The organism is Streptomyces sp. CCM_MD2014, assembly GCF_000772045.1.
Lineage (GTDB): Bacteria > Actinomycetota > Actinomycetes > Streptomycetales > Streptomycetaceae > Streptomyces > Streptomyces salinarius.
Window position 1 is genome coordinate 1,055,896 of sequence record NZ_CP009754.1, and the last position, 24,784, is coordinate 1,080,679.

Annotated in this window: 23 protein-coding genes; 7 read left to right on the top strand and 16 right to left on the bottom strand. The window is 72.4% G+C overall.

The window, feature by feature from the left end:
- Positions 1–44: 44 nt before the first annotated feature.
- From hpnE to NI25_RS04705, 11 genes are all read right to left on the bottom strand, one after another.
- Positions 45–1,481 (bottom strand): hydroxysqualene dehydroxylase HpnE, encoded by a 1,437-nt coding sequence (hpnE, locus tag NI25_RS04655; protein WP_061441217.1) that lies wholly within the window; start codon positions 1,479–1,481, stop codon positions 45–47.
- Entirely contained in the window at positions 1,478–1,636 is a 159-nt protein-coding gene (locus NI25_RS39970) for a DUF6380 family protein (protein ID WP_061441218.1), read from the bottom strand. The genes hpnE and NI25_RS39970 overlap by 4 nt, the downstream gene beginning before the upstream one ends.
- Positions 1,636–2,586 carry a presqualene diphosphate synthase HpnD gene (hpnD, locus tag NI25_RS04665; protein WP_061441219.1) on the bottom strand — a complete coding sequence of 317 codons (951 nt, stop codon included), beginning with the start codon at positions 2,584–2,586 and terminating at the stop codon, positions 1,636–1,638. Before hpnD ends, NI25_RS39970 begins: the two co-directional genes overlap by 1 nt.
- A complete protein-coding gene (gene hpnC, locus NI25_RS04670; RefSeq protein WP_061441220.1) occupies positions 2,583–3,485 on the bottom strand; it encodes a squalene synthase HpnC in 903 nt (300 codons plus the stop codon). Before hpnC ends, hpnD begins: the two co-directional genes overlap by 4 nt.
- A 359-nt stretch (positions 3,486–3,844) precedes the next feature.
- Positions 3,845–4,624, bottom strand: a complete 780-nt coding sequence (locus NI25_RS04675) for an ABC transporter ATP-binding protein (RefSeq protein ID WP_061441221.1) — start codon at positions 4,622–4,624, stop codon at positions 3,845–3,847.
- Entirely contained in the window at positions 4,617–5,546 is a 930-nt protein-coding gene (locus NI25_RS04680; RefSeq protein WP_061441222.1) for an ABC transporter permease, read from the bottom strand. Before NI25_RS04680 ends, NI25_RS04675 begins: the two co-directional genes overlap by 8 nt.
- 97 nt (positions 5,547–5,643) lie before the next feature.
- Positions 5,644–6,516: a glycosyltransferase family 2 protein gene (locus tag NI25_RS04685; RefSeq protein ID WP_061441223.1), complete on the bottom strand. Its 873-nt coding sequence runs from the start codon at positions 6,514–6,516 to the stop codon at positions 5,644–5,646.
- Positions 6,517–6,524: 8 nt separating this feature from the next.
- Entirely contained in the window at positions 6,525–7,304 is a 780-nt protein-coding gene (locus tag NI25_RS04690) for a CDP-alcohol phosphatidyltransferase family protein (RefSeq protein ID WP_078884505.1), read from the bottom strand.
- A complete protein-coding gene (locus tag NI25_RS04695) occupies positions 7,282–8,343 on the bottom strand; it encodes an iron-containing alcohol dehydrogenase family protein (RefSeq protein WP_061441225.1) in 1,062 nt (353 codons plus the stop codon). Before NI25_RS04695 ends, NI25_RS04690 begins: the two co-directional genes overlap by 23 nt.
- Complete coding sequence (locus NI25_RS04700) at positions 8,331–9,083, bottom strand: sugar phosphate nucleotidyltransferase (RefSeq protein ID WP_061441226.1); 753 nt, start codon at positions 9,081–9,083, stop codon at positions 8,331–8,333. Before NI25_RS04700 ends, NI25_RS04695 begins: the two co-directional genes overlap by 13 nt.
- Complete coding sequence (locus tag NI25_RS04705) at positions 9,080–10,936, bottom strand: DUF5941 domain-containing protein (RefSeq protein ID WP_061441227.1); 1,857 nt, start codon at positions 10,934–10,936, stop codon at positions 9,080–9,082. The genes NI25_RS04700 and NI25_RS04705 overlap by 4 nt, the downstream gene beginning before the upstream one ends.
- Before the next feature lie 476 nt (positions 10,937–11,412).
- On the opposite strand from NI25_RS04705, the gene NI25_RS04710 reads away from it, so the two are divergent.
- Together NI25_RS04710 and idi are read left to right on the top strand one after the other, a co-directional pair.
- Entirely contained in the window at positions 11,413–12,351 is a 939-nt protein-coding gene (locus NI25_RS04710; protein ID WP_061441228.1) for a cation diffusion facilitator family transporter, read from the top strand.
- A 304-nt stretch (positions 12,352–12,655) separates the two neighbouring features.
- On the top strand, positions 12,656–13,249 hold the full coding sequence (gene idi / locus NI25_RS04715) for an isopentenyl-diphosphate Delta-isomerase (protein ID WP_061441229.1): 594 nt from the start codon (positions 12,656–12,658) through the stop codon (positions 13,247–13,249).
- A 63-nt stretch (positions 13,250–13,312) separates the two neighbouring features.
- Here idi and NI25_RS04720 read toward each other — a convergent pair whose 3' ends face one another.
- Positions 13,313–13,765 carry an ATP-binding protein gene (locus NI25_RS04720; RefSeq protein WP_061441230.1) on the bottom strand — a complete coding sequence of 151 codons (453 nt, stop codon included), beginning with the start codon at positions 13,763–13,765 and terminating at the stop codon, positions 13,313–13,315.
- A gap of 236 nt (positions 13,766–14,001) precedes the next feature.
- On the opposite strand from NI25_RS04720, the gene NI25_RS04725 reads away from it, so the two are divergent.
- On the top strand, positions 14,002–14,757 hold the full coding sequence (locus tag NI25_RS04725) for an enoyl-CoA hydratase/isomerase family protein (protein ID WP_061441231.1): 756 nt from the start codon (positions 14,002–14,004) through the stop codon (positions 14,755–14,757).
- On the opposite strand, the gene NI25_RS04730 is transcribed toward NI25_RS04725, so the two are convergent.
- Entirely contained in the window at positions 14,744–15,379 is a 636-nt protein-coding gene (locus NI25_RS04730) for a DJ-1/PfpI family protein (protein WP_061441232.1), read from the bottom strand. The two genes, NI25_RS04725 and NI25_RS04730, sit on opposite strands and share 14 nt — an antisense overlap.
- A gap of 44 nt (positions 15,380–15,423) precedes the next feature.
- The gene (locus NI25_RS04735) at positions 15,424–16,401 is read right to left on the bottom strand and encodes a GlxA family transcriptional regulator (RefSeq protein WP_061441233.1); all 978 of its coding nucleotides are present in this window, start codon (positions 16,399–16,401) and stop codon (positions 15,424–15,426) included.
- A 113-nt stretch (positions 16,402–16,514) separates the two neighbouring features.
- Between NI25_RS04735 and NI25_RS04740 the strand changes: the two genes are divergently transcribed.
- The 3 genes from NI25_RS04740 (at position 16,515) to NI25_RS04745 (ending at position 20,115) form a co-directional block, all read left to right on the top strand.
- A complete protein-coding gene (locus tag NI25_RS04740; RefSeq protein ID WP_061441234.1) occupies positions 16,515–17,384 on the top strand; it encodes an SCO6745 family protein in 870 nt (289 codons plus the stop codon).
- Positions 17,385–17,527: 143 nt separating this feature from the next.
- Complete coding sequence (locus NI25_RS40460; protein ID WP_007389050.1) at positions 17,528–17,659, top strand: LPFR motif small protein; 132 nt, start codon at positions 17,528–17,530, stop codon at positions 17,657–17,659.
- Between the two features lie 113 nt (positions 17,660–17,772).
- Positions 17,773–20,115: a Tex family protein gene (locus NI25_RS04745; RefSeq protein WP_061441235.1), complete on the top strand. Its 2,343-nt coding sequence runs from the start codon at positions 17,773–17,775 to the stop codon at positions 20,113–20,115.
- 163 nt (positions 20,116–20,278) lie between these two features.
- Here NI25_RS04745 and NI25_RS04750 read toward each other — a convergent pair whose 3' ends face one another.
- Positions 20,279–21,922, bottom strand: a complete 1,644-nt coding sequence (locus NI25_RS04750) for an ABC-F family ATP-binding cassette domain-containing protein (protein WP_061441236.1) — start codon at positions 21,920–21,922, stop codon at positions 20,279–20,281.
- Positions 21,923–22,036: 114 nt separating this feature from the next.
- On the opposite strand from NI25_RS04750, the gene NI25_RS04755 reads away from it, so the two are divergent.
- Complete coding sequence (locus NI25_RS04755) at positions 22,037–22,999, top strand: FAD-dependent oxidoreductase (RefSeq protein WP_061441237.1); 963 nt, start codon at positions 22,037–22,039, stop codon at positions 22,997–22,999.
- Between the two features lie 38 nt (positions 23,000–23,037).
- Here NI25_RS04755 and NI25_RS04760 read toward each other — a convergent pair whose 3' ends face one another.
- Positions 23,038–24,774: a BCCT family transporter gene (locus NI25_RS04760; protein ID WP_061441238.1), complete on the bottom strand. Its 1,737-nt coding sequence runs from the start codon at positions 24,772–24,774 to the stop codon at positions 23,038–23,040.
- Between the last annotated feature and the right edge of the window lie 10 nt (positions 24,775–24,784).

The window sequence follows — 24,784 nt, forward strand, 5'->3', positions numbered from 1 at the left end:
TGCGGTGCCGGGAGTGCGGGAGTCGGTCCCGCGCGGATCGGCTTTCACGCCGCCTCCTCGAAGAAATCGGGAAGGAGGCCGCGGGAGCGGCCCAGGGCGCCGAGCGCGGCGGCCGCCGCCCCGACACCGCTGCGAACCGCACTCTCCATGGTCGCGGGCCACCCGGTGGCGGTCCACGCTCCGGCCAGGTAGAGGCCGGGTGCCTTGGTGCGGGCGCCGGGCCTGAGGCGGCCGACGCCGGGGGCGGGGGCGAACGTCGCGGTGCGCTCCCTGGTCACGAAGAAGTCCTTCACCTCGGCACCCCGGGTGCGCGGCAGCAGCCGCTCCAGTTCGGGCAGGTACCGCTCGCGCAGCGCGGCCACGGGCTCGTCGATCTCGTGCTGCGCCGTCGACTGGGACAGCGCCAGGTACTGACCCTCCTTCAGTCCGGAGGCCTCGGTGCGGTCGAACACCCACTGCACGGGGGTGCCGAGCGCCGCGAGGAACGGTGTGGCGAGCACCTTGCGGTCGTAGATCACGTGGACGTTGAGGATCGGGGCGGTGCCGATCCGCAGAAGATTTTCCGGGGCGTCGAGCGCGCCGTCCGGCAGCAGGTCGTGGGCCTCGCGCTGGGGTACGGCGAGGACGACGGCGTCCGCTTCGAGCGTCTCGCCGGGAACCTGAACGCTCCAGCCGCCGTTCCCGTTTACAGAGACGGAGGTGACGCGTGTACGGACCTCGGTACGGACGCCCGCGGAGTCGAGCGCCTTGCGGGCCAGCCGGTCGTGCAGTTCGCCCAGCGGGACGCGGGCCCACCCGATGTCGGCCGCTCCCGGGTCGGACAGCAGACCGGTCTTGAACACCATCGCGGCGAGCCCCAGGGAGGCGTCGCCCGCGACCGCGTTGAGGGTGGCGACCCCGACCAGGTCCCACAGGGCCTCGACGGCACGCGCCGACTGACCGTGCGCGGTCAGCCAGCTGCCGAAGTCCTGGGTGTCCAGGGTCGGATCGGCGAGGTCGAGCCCCTTGAGCGCGAGCGCGGCACGCCCCACCGAGGCGCGTTCGGCGAGGGAGAGGTGCGGATAGGTCGCCAGGCTGCGTCCCAGATGCAGGGGCACGGGCAGCGCGTCGCGCCGCAGTCTGCCGAGCCGGTTGCCCTCGGTCCTGGCCAGGTCGACCACGGGCACGTCGAGACGTTCCTGCACCGGTGCGAGCGCCGCTCCGCCGATCCGGTCGAGGAACCACCGGTAGGCGGTGCAGCAGCGCAGGTACACGTGCTGGCCGTTGTCGACGGTGAGGTCGCCGCGCTGGAAGGAGAAGGCGAGCCCGCCGAGGCGGGGGCGCCCTTCGAGCAGGGTGACGCGTACGCCGGCGTCGGCGAGCGCGAGCGCGGTGGTGACCCCCGCCAGTCCGCCGCCGACCACGACGGCGTGCCGGCCGGGCCCCGAGGCCGGGACGTCCGCGAGCACTCCGCCGTCGCGCGTGCCGTTGCCCTGCGTCATGGTGCGCCCTTCCCTGTCCGGCCGCCGTGGTGTTTGAACGGCGTACGGTCGACCGTCTCAGTCAGGGACGCCGACCGCCACCGGAGGGTTGCCCGCCGCTGCCCGCAGCCGGTTGTGTGCGGGTCCCGGGTGACGAGTGTGCCGGGTGTGTCCATCAGGCGCGCCTCCTGACGGCCCGCCGGGTGACGTGCCGGGCGTCGAGGCCGGACAGGCCGCGCACGGCGACGTACGCCTTCTCCCGTCCGGGCAGGGAGACCCGGCCGCGCAGCACGGCCTCCGGGTCGCGCTCGATGCGGTCGAGGAGGCGGCGGTAGATACCGGCCATGGCGGCCACGCAGGCGCCGCTGCGCCGGTCGAGCATGGGCAGCAGCCGGTAGCCCTCGGCGAAGAGGGCACGGGCCCGGCGCACCTCGAAGTGCACGAGCCCCGCGAAGTCGGAGCCCTCGGGCGGTGTCGGCCCGTCGAACCCGGCCGAGCAGCCGAACTTGGCGAGGTCGTCGGCGGGCAGGTAGACGCGCCCGCCCTCGGCGTCCTCCCGGACGTCGCGCAGGATGTTGGTGAGCTGCAGCGCCAGCCCGAGCGTGTCGGCGTACTCGGGCGCGCGCTCGGTGCCGCGCGCCCCCGGTTCGGTGCCGAACACGCCGAGCGAGAGCCGTCCGATGGCGCCCGCGACGCAGCGGCAGTAGACCTTCAGGTCGTCCCAGGTCTCGTAGGTCTCGCCGCGCAGGTCCATCTGGACGCCGTCGATCAGCTCGTCGAGACCGCCGAGCGGGATCGGGAACCGCCGGGCCGCGTCGGCGAGGGCGACCGCGACGGGGTCGGTGTCGTCCTCGTCGACCGCGCCGTCCTGGATCCGGGCCAGCACGGCCCGGGTCTCGTCCAGCCGGGTGGCCTTGACGTCGTCCGCCAGCACTCCGTCGCCGATGTCGTCGACGCGGCGCGAGAACGCGTACAGCGCGGACATCGCCCGCCGCTTGGGCGTGGGCAGCAGCCGGATGCCGTAGGCGAAGTTGCGCGCCTGCTGACCGGTGACGGCCTCGCAGTAGCTGTAGGCGGCGAGCACCGGTGCCGGCATGTTCGCTGACGACTCCACGGACCCGATCACCCCTCTCCTCGCAGAACCACGCCCGCCTCGCGCAGCAAGGAGACCTTGCCTGACTTGGGCGGGCCGGGAAGTACGTCGTGGTCCGCCGCGGCGATCGCTCGCAGCGCCGCCCTTCCGCCCGCCACGAATCCCGCGAGGAGCAGTCGCAGCCTGCCGTGGACGCTACCCACCAGGGGGGCTCCTTCATTCAGCAGGTCGCGGGCGCGGGCGGCCTCGTAGGCGATCAGTGCCCGCACGGACGCGTTCGCGGTGGGGGCGGCGAGGTCGCTCTCCTGGACGTGGAAACGTTTCATGTCCTCGGCGGGCAGGTAGATCCGGTCCCGGCCGAGGTCCTCGGCGACGTCCTGGAGGTGCTCGACGATCTGCAGGGCGGTGCAGATCTCGTCGGAGCGGCGGATCCGCTCGGGGGTCGAGGTGCCGGTGACGGCGAGGACGAGCCGGCCGACCGGGTTGGCGGACAGCTCGCAGTAGGCGAGGAGGTCGTCGTAGGTCTCGTACCGGGCGACGAGCTGGTCCTGGCGGTTGGCGGCGATCAGACCGAGGAAGGGCTCGGGGGTCAGCGCGCGGCGGCGCACGGTGGGGACCAGGCGGCGCAGCAGCGGGTGGCGCGGGGTGCCGTCGAAGACTCTGCGCAGGTCCTCCTCGAAGGCGTCCAGCATCAGCAGCCGGTCGTCGGCGCGGTCCTCGGGGACGCCGAGGAGGCGGGCGTCGGCGCCGCCGGGGGCCAGGTCGCCGTCGCCGATGTCGTCGACGAGGCGGGCGAAGCCGTACACGGCCATGAGGTCGGTGCGCCAGGCGCGGGGCAGGAAGAAGGGGGCGACGGGGAAGTTCTCGTCGGCGGCCTTGGCGAGGGTGCCGTGCGCGGGATCGACGGCGTGCCCCGTCCCGGTGGCCGTCATCGCGGGCTGCCCTGGGCGGGGACGGCGCACGCCTCGGGGAGCCTGGGAGTTTCCGTAGCCATTGCCGTCACATCTCCCGTTCTACACTGCCGACCCAATACACACTATTTCGGACACGCCGCCCTGCCACCCGCGCGGCAGGCCCGCTTGAGGGTGTCGGGCATTATCGCCCCATGTGCCGCGTTTCGGGACCGGTACAGCTTACGTTGTACAACTCACGGGCGTCCGCCGGGGTGCACAGCGCATCACAACAACACACCCATTGGCTTCAAGATTCCTGAGAACGCCAGGAGTTGACGTTTCCTTTGCAGACGCGGGGCCCCGCCGGAACAGTTGCGGCGGGGCCCCGGCGTGTCGGGCTACTTGCCCGTGAACTTCTCGTACTCCTTGAGCACCTCGTCCGTCGGGCCGTCCATGCGCAGCTCGCCGCGCTCCAGCCACAGGACCCGGTTGCAGGTGTCGCGGATGGACTTGTTGTTGTGGCTGACCAGGAAGACGGTGCCGGCCTCCTTCTTCAGTTCACGGATCCGCTCCTCCGAGCGGGTCTGGAACTTGCGGTCGCCGGTGGCGAGGGCCTCGTCGATCATCAGGACGTCGTGGTCCTTGGCGGCGGCGATGGAGAAGCGCAGGCGGGCGGCCATGCCGGAAGAGTAGGTGCGCATCGGCAGGGTGATGAAATCGCCCTTCTCGTTGATGCCGGAGAAGTCGACGATCTCCTGGTAGCGGGCCTTGATCTGCTCGCGGGTCATGCCCATGGCCAGGCCGCCGAGGATGACGTTGCGCTCGCCGGTCAGGTCGTTCATCAGGGCCGCGTTCACGCCGAGCAGGGAGGGCTGGCCGTCGGTGTAGACCTTGCCGCGCTCGGCGGGCAGCAGGCCCGCGATGGCCCGCAGCAGCGTCGACTTGCCGGAGCCGTTGGAGCCGATCAGGCCGATGGCCTCGCCCCGGTACGCCACGAAGGAGACGCCGCGCACGGCGTGCACCTTGCGCACACCCCGCTCCTCGCCGCGCTTGAGGATGCGGCTGAGCGCGGCGGTGGCGCTGCCCTTGCCGGTCCTGGCGCCGTTGACGCGGTAGACGATGTGCAGTTCGTCCGCGATGACCGTCGGCACCCGCTGGTCCTGCTGCTGCTCAGCCACGGCCGTACCTCTCCTCCGCCTTCCAGAAGTACACGAAGCCGCCCGCGGCGAGGACCACGGCCCAACCGAGCCCGACCGCCCACACGTGCGGCGGCAGGTTCTCGGAGCCGTACCCGTCGATCAGCGCGAAGCGGATCAGGTCCATGTAGACGGCGGCCGGGTTCCACTGGAGCACGTCGGCGAGCCAGGCCGGCTTGTCCTCCAGCATGATCGGGATGGAGAACATGACGCCCGACGCGTACATCCAGGTCCGCATGATGAACGGCATCAGCTGGGCCAGGTCCGGCGTCTTGGCGCCCATGCGGGCCACGATCAGCGCCAGCCCCATGTTGAACAGGAACTGCAGGACGAGCGCCGGGATCACCAGCAGCCAGGACAGCGAGGGGTAGCTGCCGAAGCCGATGACCACCGCGAACATGACGATCATCGAAGCCAGGAGCTGCTGGAGCTGCTGGAGCGCGAACGAGATGGGCAGCGAGGCGCGCGGGAAGTGCAGCGCCCGCACCAGTCCGAGGTTGCCGGAGATGGCGCGCACGCCCGCCATCGCGGAGGACTGGGTGAAGGTGAAGACGAACACCCCCGTCACCAGGAACGGGATGTACACGTCCTTGGGCATGCCCTTGCCCGCGTTCAGGATCAGACCGAAGATCGCGAAGTAGACCAGCGCGTTCAGCAGCGGGGTGGCCACCTGCCACAGCTGGCCGAGCTTGGCCTGGCTGTACTGGGCGGTCAGCTTCGCCTGGGAGAAGGCGAGGATGAAGTGCCGCCGCCCCCAGAGCTGACGGACGTACTCCACGAGGGAAGGTCTGGCACCGCTCACGGTCAGCCCGTACTTGGCGGCGAGCCGGGCCGGTGTGAGGCCCTCGTCGGGCGACACGGGCTTGGTCATGGCGACCGTGCCGTCGTGCGTTGTCTCACTCACTGGTGGATACTTTCGTCTTCGAAAATGCTCGGCCGCGCGGGCCTGCATGGACCTGGTGGCCCCGGTCGGGGCCGGAACGCTCTCGGGTACGAGCTTGTCAGATCACCGGGGGGCGGCCCAGCCGGGTCAGGCGCCACACCGTACGCCACCGCATGGGCCGACGGGGGCCGCACGGGGTGGCCCAGCCCTCGCGGAAGCCCCCGAACCAGGCCTTCAGCGCAGGTCGCGACGGGCGGCGCAGCAGGGTGAGCGCCATCCACACGCCGAGGTAGACCGGGACCAGGAGCGCCGGGAGGTTGCGGCGGGCGAGCCAGACGCGGTTGCGGGCGACCATGCGGTGGTAGACCGCGTGCCGGGAGGGCGCGGTGGTGGGGTGGTTCAGGACCATGTCGGACCGGTAGTCGATCATCCAGCCCGCGTCGAGGGCCCGCCAGGCGAGGTCGGTCTCCTCGTGGGCGTAGAAGAACGCGTCCGGCAGTCCGCCGACCTGGCCGAGGACGCGGGTGCGCACCGCGTTGGCGCCGCCGAGGAAGGTGGTGACCCGGGAGGAGCGCATCGGGTCGGAGGCCCGCAGCCGCGGGACGTGCCGGCGCTGGGTCTCGCCGGTGTCCGGGTCGGCGATGCGGAAGCTGATGATGCCCAGCTCGTCGTCGGCCGCGAACGCCTGACGGCACAGTTCGGCGGTGTCGGTGCGGGCGAGCAGGCCGTCGTCGTCCAGGAAGAGCAGGATGTCGACGTCGCTGCCGCCGGGGCCGAAGGCCTCGATGCCGACGTTGCGGCCGCCGGGGATGCCCAGGTTCTCGGGCAGTTCGACGGTGCGCACGCCTTCGGGCACCTCGGGTACGGGCGCGCCGTTGCCGACCACGACGACCTGGACCGGGTCGCCGTCCTGCTTGGCGACCGAGTCGAGCAGGGCCCGCAGCTCCTCGGGACGGTTGCCCATCGTGATGACGACGGCGCCGACCTTCATGGGCGCGCTCACTTCAGCCTGCTGGAGGCGAGGACGGACACGAGGTGCAGCAGGGTCTGCAGCAGCGCGATGCCGGCGAGTACGGCGGTGCCGAGGCGGGTGAAGAACAGGTCGCCGCGCGCCTGGTCGACGATGGCGAGGACCAGGATGAGCAGGGACGCCTCGATGCCGAGGATCAGCCGGTGGAACTTGAGCGCCCCGGCGGCCCGGCGGGCCAGCGCCATGCCGGAGGAGCGCGGCTCGGAGGCGGCCTCCTTGACCGGGGGCATCCCCGCCTGGTGGCGGGCGACGCCCACCAGGTCGGTCTCGGCCTTGATCAGGATGGCGCCGAGCGCGGCCAGGGTGCCGAGGAAGGCCCACAGCCAGTCGATGCGTCCCGTGCCCCAGATGTCGGCGGCGCGCAGGCCGAGGCCGACCAGCACGGCGGCGTCGGTCAGGTAGGCGCCGACCCGGTCCAGGTAGACCCCGCCGAGCGAGTACTGCTTCTTCCAGCGGGCGATCTCGCCGTCCACGCAGTCCAGCAGCAGGTACAGCTGGACCGCGACCACGCCGAGCACGGCGCCCCAGACGCCCGGCACGAGCAGCGCCGGTGCGGCGAGCACGCCGCAGACGGTCATCAGGTACGTGAGCTGGTTGGGCGTGATCCTGGTGTTCACCAGGTAGCGGTCGATCCGCAGCGAGACCTCGCGCATGTAGAGGCGTCCCGCCCAGTGCTCACCGCTGCGCCGGTCCTTGACCCCCGCGGGATGGACGACCGGGCGTAGTTCAGCTACCGATGGCCTTGACATAGTCGGCGTACAGGTCCTTGATCTGGTCGGTGTTCAGGTCGAGGTGCTCGAGGATCGTGTAGCGGCCGGGCCGCGTCTGGGGGGCGAACTCCACGGCCCGGAAGAACTCCTCGGGGGTGAACCCGATCTCCTCGGGCAGCACCGGCAGCCCGTGCCGCCGCAGGACCTCCGCCATGTGGGCGGACTCCTCGTGGGCCCCGCGCAGGTACATCGCGAAGGCCGCGCCCAGGCCGCACTGCTCGCCGTGGGAGGCCGCGCGGGTGGGGAAGAGCAGGTCGAAGGCGTGGTTGATCTCGTGGCAGGCGCCGGAGGCGGGCCGCGAGTCGCCGGAGACCGACATGGCGATGCCGGTGAGGACCAGGGCCTCGGCCAGCACCTGGAGGAAGTCGTTGTCGCCGATGCCGCCGGGGTGCCGCAGCACGGCCTCGCCGGCCTGGCGGGCCATCGCGGCGGCGAGGCCGTCGATCTTCTCGCCCTTGACCCGGTTGGCCAGCTCCCAGTCCGCGATCGCGGAGACGTTGGACACGGCGTCGCCGATGCCGGCGCGCACGAAGCGGGCCGGGGCGGCGCGCACCACGTCCAGGTCGATGACGACGGCGATCGGGTTCGGCACGCCGTAGGAGCCGCGGCCGGCGTCGTTGTCGAGGGTGGCGACCGGCGAGCACAGGCCGTCGTGCGCGAGGTTGGTCGGCACGGCGACCAGCGGGAGGCCGATGCGCGCCGCCGCGAACTTGGCGCAGTCGATGATCTTGCCGCCGCCGAGACCGACGACCGCGTCGTAGTGGCCGCCCTTCATGGCGCCGGCCAGCTTGATCGCGTCGTCCAGCGTGCCGCCGCCGACCTCGAACCAGTCGGCGCCGGGCAGCGACGGGGCGACACGCTCGCGCAGCCGGGCGCCGGAGCCGCCGCTGACGGCGACGGCGAGCTTGCCCGAGTGGGAGATGCGCTCGTCGGCGAGTACGCATCCCAGGTCGTCGAGGGCACCCGCGCGGATGTCCACGACGACCGGCGACGGGATGAGCCTCGTCAGTACTGGCACGCGATCTCCCTGCCCTTGGCGAGGTCGTCGTGGTTGTCGATCTCGACCCACTTGACGTCGCCGATCGGCGCCACGTCGACCTTGAAGCCGCGGTTGACGAGCTCCTGGTAGCCGTCCTCGTAGTAGAGCTGCGGGTCGCGCTCGAAGGTGGCCTTCAGCGCGTCGGCCAGGTCGGCGGCGGCCTCGCCCTCGATGAGGGTGACGCCGATGTACTCGCCGGTCGCCTCGGCCGGGTCCATCAGCTTGGTGATGCGCTGGACGCCCTTGTCGGGGTCGACGACGACCTTCATCTCCTCCTCGGCGAGGTTCTTCACCGTGTCGAGGGCGAGGATGATCTTCTTGCCGTCGCCGCGGGCGGCGAGCAGGGTCTTCTCGACGGAGACGGGGTGCACGGTGTCGCCGTTGGCGAGGATCACGCCGTCTTTGAGGGCGTCACGGCCGCACCACAGGGAGTAGGCGTTGTTCCACTCCTCGGCCTTGTCGTTGTCGATCAGGGTGAGCTTGACGCCGTACTTCTGCTCCAGCGCCTCCTTGCGGTCGTACACGGCCTCCTTGCGGTAGCCGACGATGATCCCGACCTCGGTCAGGCCGACCTCGGCGAAGTTGGCCAGCGTCAGGTCGAGCACCGTGATGCTGTCCTCCGCGTCCTCGGGGCCGACCGGGACCAGTGCCTTGGGCAGGGTGTCGGTGTAGGGGCGCAGACGGCGTCCGGCGCCGGCCGCCAGCACGAGGCCGATCATGCGGGTTCTCCTTCGTCGTGTACGGCGGGTGCGCCGACCTTGTGGGCGGCGACCCAGAAGCGGATGCTCTCGACGAGCACCACGAGTGCCACGGCCACGGCGAGGACCGTGAGCGCGAGCTTGAACTGCGGGGCGGTGAGCAGCGCGGCCAGCACGCAGATCACCAGCGTGCGGCCCTCGTGCCCCCCGATCGTCCGCACCAGCCACTGCGGCGGCGCGCCCGCGTCGCCGCGGATGCGGTAGACCGTGTCGTAGTGATGGTAGGCGACCGCGGCCACCAGCCCGAAAGCCGCCGGAAGGGCCCCGTTCACGTCGGCTTTCGCCGCCAGGAACAGGACGGTGAGGTATTCGGCGGCCCGGAAGAACGGCGGGACCAGCCAGTCGAGGGCGCCCTTGAGGGGGCGGGCGACGGCGAGGGCCGAGGTCAGGACGTAGACGAGTGCGGCGACGAGCGGCCAGGCGCCGCCGAAATCGGTGAGCGCGGCCGTCGCGACGACGGCGGCGCCGCCGAGCAGGGCGACGGCGGGGGCGGTGAAGCGGGGCAGCCGGCGCGCGGCGGACCGCAGGCCCTTGGCGGCGGCCTCGGCGAGCGGGCCGGAGTCGGCGAGGTCGGCCAGCGCCTTGGCGGCCCGGTCGGTGCGGGTGGCCCTGCGGGTCAGCGAGCGCAGGACGCGGCCGGCGGTGGTGTACGTCGCGGAGAACGCGCAGCCGACCAGCAGCGCGTAGAAGGTGATCCGGGGCGTGGTGAGCGCGGTCAGCACGGCGATCATCGCCCAGCGTTCGCCGATCGGCAGCACGATCATGCGGCGCGCCCATACCGTCCAGCCGACGCTGTCGAGCTTGTCGGAGAGGGCGGCGGTGGGGCTGGTGTTGGCCGAGGCGTCGTGATTGGCCTCGTTGAAGGAGAAGTCGACGACGTGGCGACAGGTCTGGAGGACCATCGCGCCGAGGGCGAGGGCCCATACGTCGTCGCCGCCGCGGGCGGCTCCGAGGGCGAGGCCCGCGTAGTAGGCGTACTCCTTGGCCCGGTCGAAGGTGGCGTCGAGCCAGGCGCCGAGCGTGGAGTACTGCAGGGAGTAGCGGGCGAGCTGTCCGTCGGTGCAGTCGAGGACGAAGGAGGCGATGAGCAGCACGCCGGCGGCGACGAAGCCGGCGCGGGTGCCGGTGGCGGCGCAGCCCGCCGCTATGAGCGCGGTGATCAGCGAGGCGGTGGTGACCTGGTTGGGGGTCAGTCCGCGCCGCGCGCACCAGCGGGCGATGTAGCGGGAGTAGGGGCTGATGAAGAAGGTGGTGACGAAGCCGTCGCGGGCCTTGACCGCCGACTTCAGGCGTACGGCCTCGTCGTCGACGGCGGCGACGGCCTGCCGTGCCTCGTTGCGGGCCTGCGGGTCGGCGGGGACGGCGGCGACGAGACTGCCCAGTTCGGGGCGGTGCACGTCGGCGCCGTCGGCGTCGAGCGCGGCGGTGATCCGGTCGGCGAGGCTGTCCGCCTGCCCCACGCCCGGCCTCGCTCGCGCGGGGGCGCCCCCCTGCGCGGTGCCGCCGCCGACGGCGGAGTTCTCGCGGGCCATCGCGCGGGTCAGCGCCTGGCGGGCGGCCGGCTGGGCGGTCACGGCGCCCGGGATCGCGGCGAGCGGGAAGCGTGGGTCGGTGAGGCCGAGGCGCAGGGCGTGCGGGTGGCCCACGAAGCGGGCGTCGACCACGGCGACCCGGTGCTCGCCCGGGACGCGGGCCAGCAGCGTCTCGGTGTCGGCGGCGCCGGTGGCGAGGTGCACGTCGAAGCCCAGGGACCGCAGCTCGCTCTCGATCGACGAACCGGGGACCGGCTGACCGGTGAGGATGGCGGTCGGCAACCGAACTCACTCCCTGGTGCCGGCGCCTGTGCGCCGGGCCTGTGCATGGTGGAGCGCCCGTGCCTGGGGCACCCGGGCGGCATGTCGGCAGAGGTTATCGGATGCCGGGAACGCCGTGTTCACCGCCCGTTTCACGGTCGGTCGACGCCGCTTGCACCTGCCTTCGCCGCGATCATCATCGTGGATCCGGGGCCCGCCTCACAAACCGCGCTCCCAGACCGGGCATCGCGGACATCGCAGAGCGTCGGCGGTCGTTCGCACAGGGTCAGGGCGGCTTCGCGTGGACGCTGCCGCCATTCGGCGGACGTGACGCTTCCGAATGCCCCGCGGCGCGCTGACCTGCATGACGTTTCCCCAGGTCAGGGCACATGACAACGGTGTTCAGTGCCGCGTTGCCGGATACCCCCCACCCGTAGTTGACTGTCCTCCGGGCACCGGGGGCCGGACGCCCTTTCGGACGAGGAGGCGGCTTTCTCATGGGGGCTGGGCACGATCACGGGCACGCGCACGGCGGGCACGCCGGCGGGACGGTGACCGCCGCGTACCGGGGCCGGTTGCGGGTGGCGCTGGCGATCACCCTCACCGTCATGGTCGTCGAGATCGTCGGCGGTCTGGTCGCCGACTCGCTCGCACTGATCGCCGACGCCGCCCACATGGCGACGGACGCCCTGGGGCTCGGCATGGCTCTGCTGGCCGTCCACTTCGCGAGCCGCCCGCCGAGCGACCGCCGCACCTTCGGCTACGCCCGCGCCGAGATCCTGGCCGCCCTGGCCAACTGTCTGCTGCTGCTCGGGGTGGGCGGCTACGTCCTGTACGAGGCGATCGACCGGTTCATCACGCCGGCCGACACAGCGGGCGGGCCGACCGTCGTCTTCGGCGCGATCGGCCTGGTCGCGAACATGGTGTCGTTGTCGCTGCTGATGCGCGGCCAGAAGGAGAGCCTGAACGTACGGGGCGCCTTCCTGGAGGTGGCGGCGGACGCGCTGGGCTCCCTGGCGGTGATCGTCTCCGCGCTGGTGATCCTGGCCACCGGCTGGCAGCCCGCCGACCCGATCGCGTCGCTGCTCATCGGCCTGATGATCGTGCCCCGTACCGTGCGGCTGCTGCGCGAGACCCTGGACGTGCTGCTCGAGGCGGCTCCCAAGGGCGTGGACATCGCCGAGGTGCGCGCCCACATACTGGCCCTCGACGGAGTGGAGGACGTCCACGACCTGCACGCCTGGACCATCACCTCGGGCATGCCCGTGCTGTCGGCGCACGTGGTGGTGAACGGCGAGGCGCTGAGCGCGATCGGCCACGAGAAGATGCTGCACGAGCTGCAGGGGTGCCTGGGCGACCACTTCGACGTGGAGCACTGCACGTTCCAGCTGGAGCCGAGCGGTCACGCGGAGCACGAGGCACGGCTGTGCCGTTGAGGCGCTGCCGGGTACGGGAGGCGGCCCGCCGCACGGGGCAGGGGGCGCGTGCGCACCGGGGCGCGCTGTCGAACGCCCCCGTCCGCGTCCGGTCCGCCGCCATGCCCTCCCGGGCACGACGACTCGGGGGATTTCCGGAGGGCGGCGCCGGGAATGATCTTCCATCGGACCCCTGCTCGGTGTCCGACCGGACGCCCCCGGTGCCCGTACGGTCACCCGGGACATGCGGGTGTGCCGGGAAGTGCCGAGAGTGCCGGATTCGTACGGCACACTTGGGGCGCGAGGACCGATGTGAAGGATGGGTATGCCGATCACTCCTGCCACCGCGACGCCCAGCTCGTCGAACGGCACCGCAGACGCGATTTTGCTGGAACTGGTCGACGAGAACGGCGTGACGATCGGCACCGCGGAGAAGCTCTCCGCGCACCAGCCGCCGGGGCGGTTGCACCGCGCCTTCTCCGTGTTCCTCTTCGACGAGCGGGGACGGCTGCTGCTCCAGCAGCGGGCGCTGGGCAAGTACCACTCCCCCGGTGTGTGGTCCAACACGTGCTGCGGTCACCCCTACCCGGGCGAGGCGCCGTTCGCGGCTGCGGCCCGGCGGACGTACGAGGAGCTGGGGGTGTCGCCCTCCCTGCTCGCCGAGGCGGGCACGGTGCGCTACAACCACCCCGACCCGGCCTCGGGGCTGGTCGAGCAGGAGTACAACCATCTCTTCGTCGGACTCGTGCAGGCCGGGCTGCGGCCGGACCCGGAGGAAGTGGCGCAGACGGCCTTCGTCTCCCCGGCGGAGCTGACCGAGCGGCACGCGAAGGACACCTTCTCGGCGTGGTTCATGACAGTGCTCGACGCGGCCCGGCCGGCCGTCCGCGAACTGACGGGCGCGTCCGCGGGCTGGTGACGGGACGCCCGCCGCGGGCGTCCCCGCGGCGGGCACCGCGCGGCGGGCCCGCCGTGGAACGTCCTACCGCTGCGCGTGCTTGAGCGGCAGGGCGGCCCAGATCACCTTGCCGCCGCTCGCGGTGTGGGCGACGTCGCACGCCCCGCCCGCCTCCCGGGTCATCTCGCGGACCAGGAGCAGGCCGCGCCCGCCGGTGCGGCCGTGGTCGGTCTCCAGGGCGGTCGGACGGTAGGGATGGTCGTCCTCCACGGCCACCCGCACCCACTCGGGGCCGACGGCGACCTCCACGGCGAGCTCCGGCGAGAGCACCGCCGCGTGCCGGACCGCGTTCGTGACCAGTTCCGAGACGATCAGCAGGAGAGCCTGCGCGACGTCGTCGGAGACCGGCACGCCCTGCCGCGTCAGCAGGTCCCGCACGGCGTGCCGGGCCTGCGGCACCGAGGCGTCCACGGCGGGGGCGGTGAACCGCCAGACACCTTCGTACGGCAGCGGCCCGGCGGGCCCGGTCTCGTCCATGGTCCGGTCGCCACCCCTGGGCTCGATTGTCACCACACCCCTGAGTGTTGGTAACGCGCCGGGCTGCACCCGGGAGCTGAACACAAGTCAGCAGATATCGAACGGTTTCTGATCGTTGACGCATGACACGCGACCGTTCCTGTCCCGCCTGCTCGCCGCATGCCGGCCGTCCGGACGCCGGACGCCCGGACGCCCGGACGCCCGGAACGGAGGGCCGGTGGATAGCATCCGGTTCCATGGAGCCGCAGCTGCTGCACCGGGTCGCCGACTCGGTCGCCACCGTCGTCGTCCACCACCCGGCCAAGCGCAACGCCATGACGGCCGCGATGTGGCGGGCGCTGCCCCGCCTCCTCGACGACCTGGCCGCCGATCCCGGGGTGCGGGCGCTGGTGGTCACCGGTGAGGGCGCGACGTTCTGCGCCGGGGCCGACATCTCGACGCTGCGCGAGTCGGCGGAGGAGGCGCAGAAGCTGGCGGTACGCGCCGAAGAGGCCCTCGCCGCGTTCCCCAAGCCGACGCTGGCGGCGATCCGGGGGCACTGCGTGGGAGGCGGGGCGCAGTTGGCGGCGGCCTGCGATCTGCGGTTCGCCGAGGAGACGGCGCTGTTCGGCGTGACCCCGGCCAAGCTGGGGGTCGTGTACCCGGCGTCCGCGACCCGGCGGCTGGTGGCGCTGACGGGTCCCGCCACCGCGAAGTACCTGCTGTTCAGCGGGGAGTTGATCGACGCCGCGCGGGCACTGCGCACCGGTCTGGTGGACGAGGTGCTGCCGGAGGGCGAACTGGGCAAACGGGTGGCGGAGTTCACCCGGGTGCTGGCGTCCCGCTCGCTGCTGACGCAGTCCGCGGCGAAGGAGTTCGCGAACGGACGCACGGACCGGGACGCCCACTGGGCCGCGCAGGCACGCGGCAGCGGCGACACCGCGGAGGGGGTCGCCGCCTTCCTGGAACGCAGGCGGCCGCGCTTCGGCTGGAGCGGGCCTACGTCAGGATGAACCGGCTCCGGCCGCGGAACTCCTCGACGAGGTGCGCGGGCGCCTTGGCCGGCGACCCGGCGTCGTAGGGCGGCTGGGGGTCGTACTCGGTCAGGAGCTGCACCGCCTGCGCGTGCTCGTCGCCGGCGATCCTGCCGAGCAGGGTCAGTCCCATGTCGATGCCGGAGGAGACACCGGCCGCGGTGACGTACTTGCCGTCGGTGACGACCCGTTCCCCGGTCGGCTCGGCTCCGTACTGCGTCAGGAAGTCCAGCGCCAGCCAGTGCGAGGTGGCGCGTCGCCCCTCCAGCAGCCCGGCGGCGGCGAGCAGCAGGGAACCGGTGCACACCGACGTGGTCCAGGTGCTGGTGGCGTCGGCGGCGCGCAGCCAGTCCAGCAGGGTCTCGTTCTCCATCTGCGTACTCTGACCGGGCCCGCCGGGGACGACGACGATGTCGGGGGCCGGTGCGTCCGTCAGGGTCCGGTCGGCGGTGAGCGCGAGGTTCCCGGTGTCGGTGCGGACGGGGCCGGTGTGCTCGGCGACGAAGACGGTCTCCGCGTCCGGGAGACGGCCGAGGGTCTCGTACGGGCCGACGGCGTCGAGGGCGGTGAAGCGGTCGAAGAGGACGATGGCGATCTGCACGTGTTTCCTTCCGGGGTCGGTGGACGACGGTGCGGGTACGGGTTTCAGCGGGCCGGCGCGGACCGGAACCGGCGGCGGTACTCCGCCGGTGCGGTGCCGAGAGCCTTGACGAAGGCGCGGCGCATGGCTTCCGGCGTGCCGTAGCCGCTGGCCCGGGAGACCTCCTCGACGCCGTCACCGGTGTCCTCGAGCAGCCGCCGGGCGTGCTCCAGACGGACCCGGTCGACGAAGTGGCCCGGCGTCGTGCCGGTCTCCGCCCGGAAGGCACGGGCGAAGTGGCGCGGCGAGAGGCTGGCGCGGGCGGCGAGGGACTCGACGCTCAGATCGGCGCCGGGGTGCTCGGTGATCCACTGCTGGAGCTCCCGCAGCGGTTCGCGCCGTGCGGTCTGGGCGGCGAGCTGGGCACTGAACTGGACCTGGTTCCCGGGCCTGCGCAGGAACACCACCAGGTGCCGGGCGACGGTCAGGGCGACGTCCCGGCCCAGATCCTCCTCCACCAGCGCCAGGGCGAGGTCGATGCCGGAGGTGACGCCGGCGGACGTGGCCACGTTGCCGTCCCGGATGTAGATGGGGTCGGGGTCGACGTCCACGGCCGGGTGGTCGCGGGCCAGCCGGTCGCTGTAGGCCCAGTGCGTGGTGGCACGGCGGCCGTCCAGCAGTCCGGCCCGGGCGAGCAGGATCGCGCCGGTGCAGACGGAGACCAGGCGCCGGGGGCGCGGCCCGTGCTCACGCAGCCATGCGGTCAGGCGCGGGTCGGGATCGCGGGTGCCCTGGCCGCCGGGGACCACCAGGGTGTCCGGCGGCGGCGCCTCGGCGAGCGCCTGGTCCGGTACGACGGTCAGACCGCTGGAGGTGCGCACGGGCGCACCGTCCAGTGATGCCGTGCGGATCCGGTACGTGCCCGGCGTGTGCTTCTCGGCGCCCGCGAAGACCTCCACGGGGCCGGTGACGTCGAGGCTCTGCACGTCGTCGAAGAGGACTACCAGTACGGTCCGCCCGGTGTGCCGGGTTCGCTGCGCCATGCCGAGGATTCTTCGCCCCCCGCGGGACGGCCGCAATGACGAGAACCCCTCCTTTCCTGCCATGCCTCGCACGGACCCGAGGAACGTACTGAGCGGTTGGTAACGTGCGTGGCATGACAACTTCCGCGATCGACGCACGCGCGGGCCGCCGCTGCCACAACGCGCTCAACTCCCTGCACTCGACGCACTACTTCTCCCCCGACCTGGGCCGTGAGCTGGGCGCCCTCGGGGTCACCGACGCCCCGGCCGTCAACTTCGCGGCGCGGGCCGCCGCACTGGGTCCGGTCGGCGCCGGCGCCGTGACGGCGGCGTTCTACAACTACAAGCACGACCTCGTCGCCCGGCACGTGCCCGCCGTGTGGGAGAAGGTCACGCCGGAGCAGGCGCTGGCGGCACGTCTGCGTGCCGTGGACGCGACGCTGCGCCGGCTGCTGGGCGAGGAGGCCGTGGCGTCGTCCGGGATGGCGGAGGCGGCCGAACTGGCCCTGCGCGCCGCCGAGGGCTGCTCGCGCAGCGCCCGCCCGCTCTACTCCGCCCACGCGGACCTGCCCGTGCCCGACGCCCCGCACCTGGCGTTCTGGCACGCGGCGACACTGCTGCGCGAGCACCGCGGCGACGGTCACCTCGCCGCGCTCCTGACCGCGGGCCTGGACGGCCTGGAGGCGCTGGTGACGCACACCGCGACCGGCAAGGGCCTGGCACCGAAGTGGGTCTTCACCACCCGGGGATGGACCCGGGAGGAGTGGGACGCGGCCGTCGGACGGCTGCGCGAGCGCGGGCTGGTCGATGCGGCCGGCGGGCTGACCGAGGAGGGCACGGCGCTGCGCGAGGGGATCGAACGGGAGACGGACCGGCTGGACGCGGCGCCCTACGCGCATCTGGGGGCGGAGGGCGTGGCACGCCTGACGGAACTCGGGTCGGCCTTCGCGCGCACGGCGCTCGGTGCGGGTGCCTTCCCTGCGGACCTGCTCGCCAAGCGCTGACGGGCTGACGGGCTGCCGGGCCGACGACACGCCCGGGCGTGCACAGGCGCGCACAGCGGGCGTGCGGGCGGGCATACGGCGCCGGTACGGAGGTACCCGTATGTCTCCCGGCCTGGGCGGCCGGGAGACGAAAGGGGCAACTCGTGTTCCGTGCCATCGCAGACGTACTGCGCCAGATCGGTGGCGCAGTCGCCACCGTGGTGACGCTTCCCTTCCGGGCCCTGGCCCGGCTGTTCGGCGGGGCCTCGTCCGCCACCCGGGGCCGCCGGGTCTGATCCCGGGCCGCCTCCGCGCGGTTTCCGCCTCCGGGACGGCGCCCTGATCCCCGATTGTCGTCGCCACCTGCCACAATTGCCGCGCAACCTCAGTGAGAAGGCGGTACGGGATCGTGACGACACCCGACGTAGGGTCCATCGAAAGCAGGATCGCCGACGAGCTCGGCGTACGGGAGCGGCAGGTGAAGGCCGCGGTCGAGCTGCTCGACGGCGGCTCGACGGTGCCCTTCATCGCCCGCTACCGCAAGGAAGCGACCGAGATGCTCGACGACGCGCAGCTGCGCACGCTCGAGGAGCGGCTGCGCTATCTGCGGGAGCTGGAGGAGCGGCGGGCGGCGATCCTCGACTCGGTCCGCGAGCAGGGCAAGCTCACCGAGGAGCTGGAGGCGCGCATCCGCTCGGCGCAGACCAAGGCGCGCCTCGAGGACATCTATCTGCCGTTCAAGCCGAAGCGGCGCACGAAGGCGCAGATCGCGCGCGAGGCGGGTCTTGAACCGCTGGCCGAGGGTCTGCTCGCCGACGCGTCGGTGGACCCGCTGGCCGCGGCGGCCGCGTTCGCCGACGCCGACAAGGGCGTGGCCGATCCGCAGGCCGCGCTGGACGGGGCGCGCTCGATCCTCACGGAGAAGTTCTCGGAGGACGCCGACCTGATCGGCGAGCTGCGCGAGCGGATGTGGCAGCGCGGGCGGCTCGCCGCCAAGGTCAAGGAGGGCAAGGAGGAGGCGGGCGCCAAGTTCGCCGACTACTTCGACTTCGCCGAGCCGTTCACCGACCTGCCCTCGCACCGCGTGCTCGCGATGCTGCGCGGCGAGAAGGAGGACGTGCTCGATCTCGTCCTGGAGCCCGAGGAGCCCACCGAGGGGCCGTCGTCGTACGAGGCGATCGTCGCGAGCCGGTTCGGGATCGCGGACCGGGGCCGGCCCGCGGACAAGTGGCTGGGCGACACGGTCCGCTGGGCCTGGCGCACCCGCATTCTGGTCCATCTCGGCATCGACCTCAGGCTGCGCCTGCGCACCGCGGCGGAGGACGAGGCGGTGAACGTGTTCGCCGCCAACCTGCGCGACCTGCTGCTGGCCGCCCCGGCCGGCACCCGGGCGACGCTCGGCCTGGACCCCGGTTTCCGTACCGGTGTGAAGGTCGCCGTGGTCGACGCGACCGGCAAGGTCGTGGCCACGGACGTCATCCACCCGCACGTCCCCGCCAACCGCTGGGACGAGGCGATCGCCAAGCTGGCGCGGCTGGCGAAGGAGCACGCGGTCGAACTGATCGCCATCGGCAACGGCACGGCCTCCCGCGAGACCGACAAGCTCGCCGGGGAACTCATCTCCAAGCACCCGGAGCTGAAGCTCACCAAGGTGATGGTGTCCGAGGCGGGCGCTTCCGTGTACTCGGCCTCCGCCTTCGCCTCCCAGGAGCTCCCCGACATGGACGTCTCGCTGCGGGGCGCGGTGTCGATCGCCCGGCGGCTGCAGGACCCGCTGGCCGAGCTGGTGAAGATCGACCCGAAGTCGATCGGCGTCGGCCAGTACCAGCACGACCTCTCCGAGGTGAAGCTGTCCCGCTCGCTGGACGCGGTGGTCGAGGACTGTGTGAACGGCGTGGGGGTGGACGTCAACACGGCCTCCGCGCCGCTGCTGGCCCGGGTCTCCGGCATCACCTCCGGGCTCGCCGAGAACATCGTGGCGCACCGGGACGCGAACGGGCCGTTCAGGTCGCGGACCGCGCTGAAGAAGGTGCCGCGGCTCGGCCCCAAGGCGTACGAGCAGTGCGCGGGCTTCCTGCGGATCCGGGGCGGCGACGACCCGCTGGACGCGTCCAGTGTGCACCCCGAGGCGTACCCCGTGGTGCGGCGGATGGTGAAGACCGCCGGGCAGGAGGTGGCCGGGCTGATCGGCAACACGTCGGTGCTGCGGTCGCTGAGGCCGGACCAGTTCGTGGACGAGACCTTCGGTCTGCCGACGGTCACGGACATTCTGCGGGAGCTGGAGAAGCCCGGGCGCGACCCGCGGCCCGCGTTCAAGACGGCCACCTTCAAGGAGGGCGTGGAGAAGATCTCCGACCTGTCGTCCGGGATGGTGCTGGAGGGTGTCGTCACGAACGTCGCCGCGTTCGGGGCGTTCGTGGACGTCGGCGTGCATCAGGACGGGCTCGTGCACGTGTCCGCGATGTCCAGGACGTTCGTGAAGGATCCGCGGGACGTGGTCAAGCCCGGGGACATCGTGAAGGTGAAGGTGATGGACGTCGACATTCCGCGGAAGCGGATCTCGTTGACGTTGCGGCTGGACGACGAAGCGGCGCCGCAGGGGGAGCCGAAGAAGGAGCGGGGCGGGCGGCCGCCCCGGCAGCGGCAGCAGCGGCAGGGTGGTGCCGGAGGCGGTAAGGGGCGTCCGGCGTCGGCGCCCGCTCCGTCCAACGGGGCGATGGCGGACGCGTTGCGGCGGGCCGGGTTGGCGTAGGCGCCCGGCGGCCGGGGCGGGGGGCGCGCGGGCCGGCAGTTGCCGGGTGCCTCCCCCGCTCTCGGCTTCGCTCGGGCGGGAGGTGCCCCCACCGCCCACCCGTGCCGCCCTGGGGGCACCTCCCAGGCCGTTCGGGCACTGGGGGAGGCACGACTGCCCACAGCTACGTGCGTTCCACCACCTTGCCGTTCGTCACTTCCAGGCGGCGGGTCACGTGTACCGCGTTCAGCATGCGGCGGTCGTGGGTGACGAGGAGGAGAGTGCCCTCGTAGGCGTCCAGGGCCGATTCGAGTTGTTCGATGGCCGGCAGGTCGAGGTGGTTGGTCGGCTCGTCCAGGACCAGGAGGTTGACGCCCCGGCCCTGGAGGAGGGCGAGGGCGGCACGGGTGCGCTCGCCGGGTGAGAGGCTCGACGCGGGGCGCGTGACGTGGTCCGCCTTGAGACCGAACTTGGCCAGCAGGGTGCGGATCTCCGCCGGTTCGGTGTCGGGGACGGCGGGGCGGAAGGCGTCCAGCAGGATCTCGGGGCCGTGGAACAGCTTGCGGGCCTGGTCGACCTCGCCGAGCAGGACGCCGGAGCCGAGCGCCGCGTGCCCGGCGTCGAGCGGGACGCGGCCGAGGAGGGCACCGAGCAGCGTGGACTTGCCCGCGCCGTTGGCTCCCGTCACCGCCACCCGGTCCGCCCAGTCGATCTGGAGGGAGACCGGACCGAGCACGAAGTCGCCGCGCCTGACCTCGGCGTCGCGCAGGGTGGCGACGACCGCGCCCGAGCGGGGTGCCGAGGCGATCTCCATGCGCAGTTCCCATTCCTTGCGCGGTTCCTCGACGACCTCCAGGCGCTCGATCATGCGCTGGGTCTGACGGGCCTTGGCGGCCTGCTTCTCGCTGGCCTCGCTGCGGAACTTGCGGCCGATCTTGTCGTTGTCGTTGCCCGCCTTGCGCCGGGCGTTCTTGACGCCCTTGTCCATCCAGGCGCGTTGCGTCTGGGCCCGGTCCTGGAGGGAGGCCCGCTTGTCGGCGTACTCCTCGTACTCGTCGCGGGCGTGCCGGCGGGCCACCTCGCGCTCCTCCAGGTACGCCTCGTAGCCGCCGCCGTAGAGGTTGATCTGCCGCTGGGCGAGGTCGAGTTCGAGGACCTTGGTGACGGTGCGGGTGAGGAACTCGCGGTCGTGGCTGACGACGACGGTGCCGGCGCGCAGGCCGGTCACGAAGCGTTCGAGGCGCTCCAGGCCGTCCAGGTCGAGGTCGTTGGTCGGCTCGTCGAGGAGGAAGACGTCGTAGCGGGAGAGGAGGAGGGAGGCGAGGCCGGCGCGGGCGGCCTGGCCGCCGGAGAGCGAGGTCATCGGCTGGTCCAGGCCGACGGTCAGGCCCAGCGCCTCGGCGGTTTCCTCCGCCCGGTCGTCGAGGTCCGCGCCGCCCAGGGCCAGCCAGCGCTCCAGGGCATTCGCGTAGGCGTCGTCGGCTCCGGGCGCGCCGTCCACCAGGGCCTGGGTGGCCTCGTCCATGGCGTGCTGGGCGTCGGTGACGCCGGTGCGGCGGGCCAGGAACTCCCGGACGCTCTCGCCGGGGCGGCGCTCCGGCTCCTGCGGGAGGTGGCCGACGGTGGCGGTGGGCGGGGACAGACGCAGCTCGCCCTGCTCCGGGGTGCTCAGCCCGGCGAGCATCCGCAGGAGGGTGGACTTGCCCGCGCCGTTGGCCCCGACGAGGCCGATCACGTCGCCGGGTGCGACGACGAGGTCGAGCCCGGTGAACAGGGAGCGGTCGCCGTGGCCGGCGGCGAGGTCTTTGGCGACGAGGGTGGCAGTCATCAGACCGTAGATCCTAGTCGCGGCCCGGTGCCGGCTCAGCCGGGTTTCCCCTGCGCCGGCCGCGAGGCGGGGCCGCTCCGGGCCGGGCCCGGGGCGTTCGGTTAACGTCCTGGTGTGGAAACCGAACTGGATGGCGAACTGACCGGTGAAGTCGTCGTGGTCGGCGGCGGGGTGATCGGGCTGACGACCGCCGTCGTGCTCGCCGAGCGGGGCAGGCGGGTGCGGCTGTGGACGCGGGAGCCCGTCGAGCGGACCACCTCGGTGGTCGCGGGCGGGCTGTGGTGGCCGTACCGGATCGAGCCGGTCGCGCTGGCGCAGTCGTGGGCGCTGCGTTCCCTGGACGTGTACGAGGAGCTGTCGGCGCGGCCCGAGGAGACCGGCGTGCGCATGGTCGAAGGAGTGCTCGGCGAGACCGGCCTGGACGAGGTGGGCGCGTGGGCCTCGGCCCGGCTGCCGGGGCTGCGTGCGGCGACGCCCGCCGAGTACACGGGCTCGGGGCTGTGGGCGCGGCTGCCGCTCATCGACATGTCGACTCATCTGCCGTGGCTGCGGGAGCGGCTGGTGGCAGCGGGCGGCACGGTGGAGAACCGTGCGGTGACCGGGCTGGCCGAGGCGGACGCGCCGGTCGTGGTCAACTGCACCGGTCTGGCTTCCCGGGAGCTGGTGCCGGACCCGGCCGTGCGGCCGGTGCGCGGGCAGCTGGTCGTCGTGGAGAACCCCGGCATCCGCACCTGGCTGGTCTCGGCCGACCCCGACTCCGGTGAGACGACCTACTTCCTTCCGCAGCCCGGCCGGCTCCTGCTGGGCGGGACGGCCGAGGACGACGTCTGGTCGACCGAGCCGGACCCGGCGGTCGCGGAGGCCATCGTGCGGCGGTGCGCGGCCCTGCGGCCCGAGATCGCCGGGGCGCGGGTGCTCGCGCACCGGGTGGGACTGCGGCCGGCCCGGGACGCGGTCCGGCTGGAGCTCGGCACGCTGCCGGACGGGCGGCGGCTCGTGCACAACTACGGCCACGGCGGCGCGGGCGTCACCGTGGCCTGGGGCTGCGCGCAGGAGGCGGCCCGGCTCGCCTCCTGACGCCGCGGTCCCGGCCCCGCTCGCGCGGGCGGCCGGGGTCAGTCCTCGTGGTGCTTGCCGATCGGGTCGCCCTCCACCTCCGTGCCGGGGCCGGGGCCGATGCGGATCTCAAAGTCGCCCTCGTACTGCTTGTGGCCCTCGATGACGGCCAGTTCGACGGCTTCGTTGGCCATCTCGCCGCGCACGATGAGCGCGTCGCGGCGCAGGTCGCGCATGAGGGCGACGCACATGAAGATCATCACGATGACGAAGGGCGCCGCCGCGAGGATCGTGAGGTTCTGCAGACCGGTGAGCGCGTCCGCCTCGCCGCTGCCGATCAGGAGCATGATGGCCGCGACGGCGCCGGTCACCACACCCCAGACGACGACCACCCAGCGGCTGGGTTCGAGGGCGCCCTTCTGCGAGAGCGTGCCCATCACGATGGAGGCCGCGTCGGCGCCCGAGACGAAGAAGATGCCGACGAGGATCATCACCAGCAGGCTGGTCGCGGTGGCGATGGGGTACTCCTGGAGCACGCCGAAGAGCTGCCCCTCCGGGGTCGAGTCGTCGCCCAGCCGGTTCTGCTCCTGGAGCCGCATCGCCGAACCGCCGAAGATCGCGAACCAGATCAGGCTGACCGTGCTGGGCACCAGGATGACGCCGCCGATGAACTGGCGGATCGTCCGGCCCCGGCTGATGCGGGCGATGAACATGCCGACGAAGGGCGTCCAGGAGATCCACCACGCCCAGTAGAAGACGGTCCAGCTGCCCAGCCAGTCCGCGACCTCCTTGCCGCCGCTGATCTCGGTGCGGCCGGCCATCTGGGGCAGGTCTCCGAGGTAGGCGAAGACGGACGTGGGCAGCAGGTCGAGGATGAGGATGGTGGGGCCCGCGACGAACACGAAGACGGCGAGGAGCAGGGCCAGCACCATGTTGGTGTTGGACAGCCACTGGATGCCCTTCTCCACGCCGGAGACGGCGGAGGCCACGAACGCCACCGTCAGCACCGCGATGATGCCGACGAGCAGTCCGGTGCTGACCTTGTCCATCCAGTCGAGCTTCTCCATGCCGGAGCCGATCTGCAGCGCGCCGAGACCGAGGGAGGCCGCGGAGCCGAAGATCGTGGCGATGATGGCCAGGATGTCGATGACCCGGCCGCCGGTGCCGTTGGCGTGCTTCTCGCCGATGAGCGGGGTGAACACCGCGCTTATGGTCTGCCTGCGGCGCCTGCGGAAGGTGCTGTAGGCGATGCCGAGACCGACCACCGCGTAGATCGCCCACGGGTGGAGCGTCCAGTGGAACAGGGTGGTGGCCATGGCCGTGGCCATGCGGTCGCCGGAGTCGGCGGGGCTCGTGCCGGGCGGGGGCGTGGTGTAGTGCGCCAGCGGCTCGCTCACGCCGTAGAACATCAGACCGATGCCCATGCCCGCGCTGAACATCATGGCGACCCAGGACACGGTCCGGAACTCGGGTTCCTCGCCCTCGGCGCCGAGGTGGATGCGGCCGTAGCGGCTGGCCGCGAGCCAGAGGGCGAAGACCACGAAGCCGGAGGCGGCCAGCGTGAACGCCCAGCCTCCGTTGTGCAGGAGGCCGCCGAGCATGCTGCTGGAGACGTCCTCCAGCGAGTCGGTGGCGGCGGCGCCCCAGATGACGAACGCCAGGGTCAGTACGGCCGTGACGCCGAAGACGACGCGGTCGGTACGGGGCCTGTGCTCCTGCCCCGGCAGGCCCGCTTCCGCGCCCGGGAGCGTGCCTCTTTCGTGCTCTTCCTTGTCGCTCGGTCGGTCCTGCGTCACAGGCGGCACC

What these genes read in the sequence shown, in the direction of transcription:
- hpnE (WP_061441217.1), bottom strand. Translation starts at nt 1,481, where the DNA reads ATGACGCAGGGCAACGGCACGCGCGACGGCGGAGTGCTCGCGGACGTC.
- NI25_RS39970 (WP_061441218.1), bottom strand. Translation starts at nt 1,636, where the DNA reads ATGGACACACCCGGCACACTCGTCACCCGGGACCCGCACACAACCGGC.
- NI25_RS04685 (WP_061441223.1), bottom strand. Translation starts at nt 6,516, where the DNA reads ATGAAGGTCGGCGCCGTCGTCATCACGATGGGCAACCGTCCCGAGGAG.
- NI25_RS04740 (WP_061441234.1), top strand. Translation starts at nt 16,515, where the DNA reads ATGACAACTTCCGCGATCGACGCACGCGCGGGCCGCCGCTGCCACAAC.
- idi (WP_061441229.1), top strand. Translation starts at nt 12,656, where the DNA reads ATGCCGATCACTCCTGCCACCGCGACGCCCAGCTCGTCGAACGGCACC.
- NI25_RS04735 (WP_061441233.1), bottom strand. Translation starts at nt 16,401, where the DNA reads ATGGCGCAGCGAACCCGGCACACCGGGCGGACCGTACTGGTAGTCCTC.
- NI25_RS04690 (WP_078884505.1), bottom strand. Translation starts at nt 7,304, where the DNA reads ATGTCAAGGCCATCGGTAGCTGAACTACGCCCGGTCGTCCATCCCGCG.
- NI25_RS04750 (WP_061441236.1), bottom strand. Translation starts at nt 21,922, where the DNA reads ATGACTGCCACCCTCGTCGCCAAAGACCTCGCCGCCGGCCACGGCGAC.
- NI25_RS04710 (WP_061441228.1), top strand. Translation starts at nt 11,413, where the DNA reads ATGGGGGCTGGGCACGATCACGGGCACGCGCACGGCGGGCACGCCGGC.
- NI25_RS04725 (WP_061441231.1), top strand. Translation starts at nt 14,002, where the DNA reads ATGGAGCCGCAGCTGCTGCACCGGGTCGCCGACTCGGTCGCCACCGTC.
- NI25_RS04720 (WP_061441230.1), bottom strand. Translation starts at nt 13,765, where the DNA reads ATGGACGAGACCGGGCCCGCCGGGCCGCTGCCGTACGAAGGTGTCTGG.
- hpnC (WP_061441220.1), bottom strand. Translation starts at nt 3,485, where the DNA reads ATGACGGCCACCGGGACGGGGCACGCCGTCGATCCCGCGCACGGCACC.
- NI25_RS04700 (WP_061441226.1), bottom strand. Translation starts at nt 9,083, where the DNA reads ATGATCGGCCTCGTGCTGGCGGCCGGCGCCGGACGCCGTCTGCGCCCC.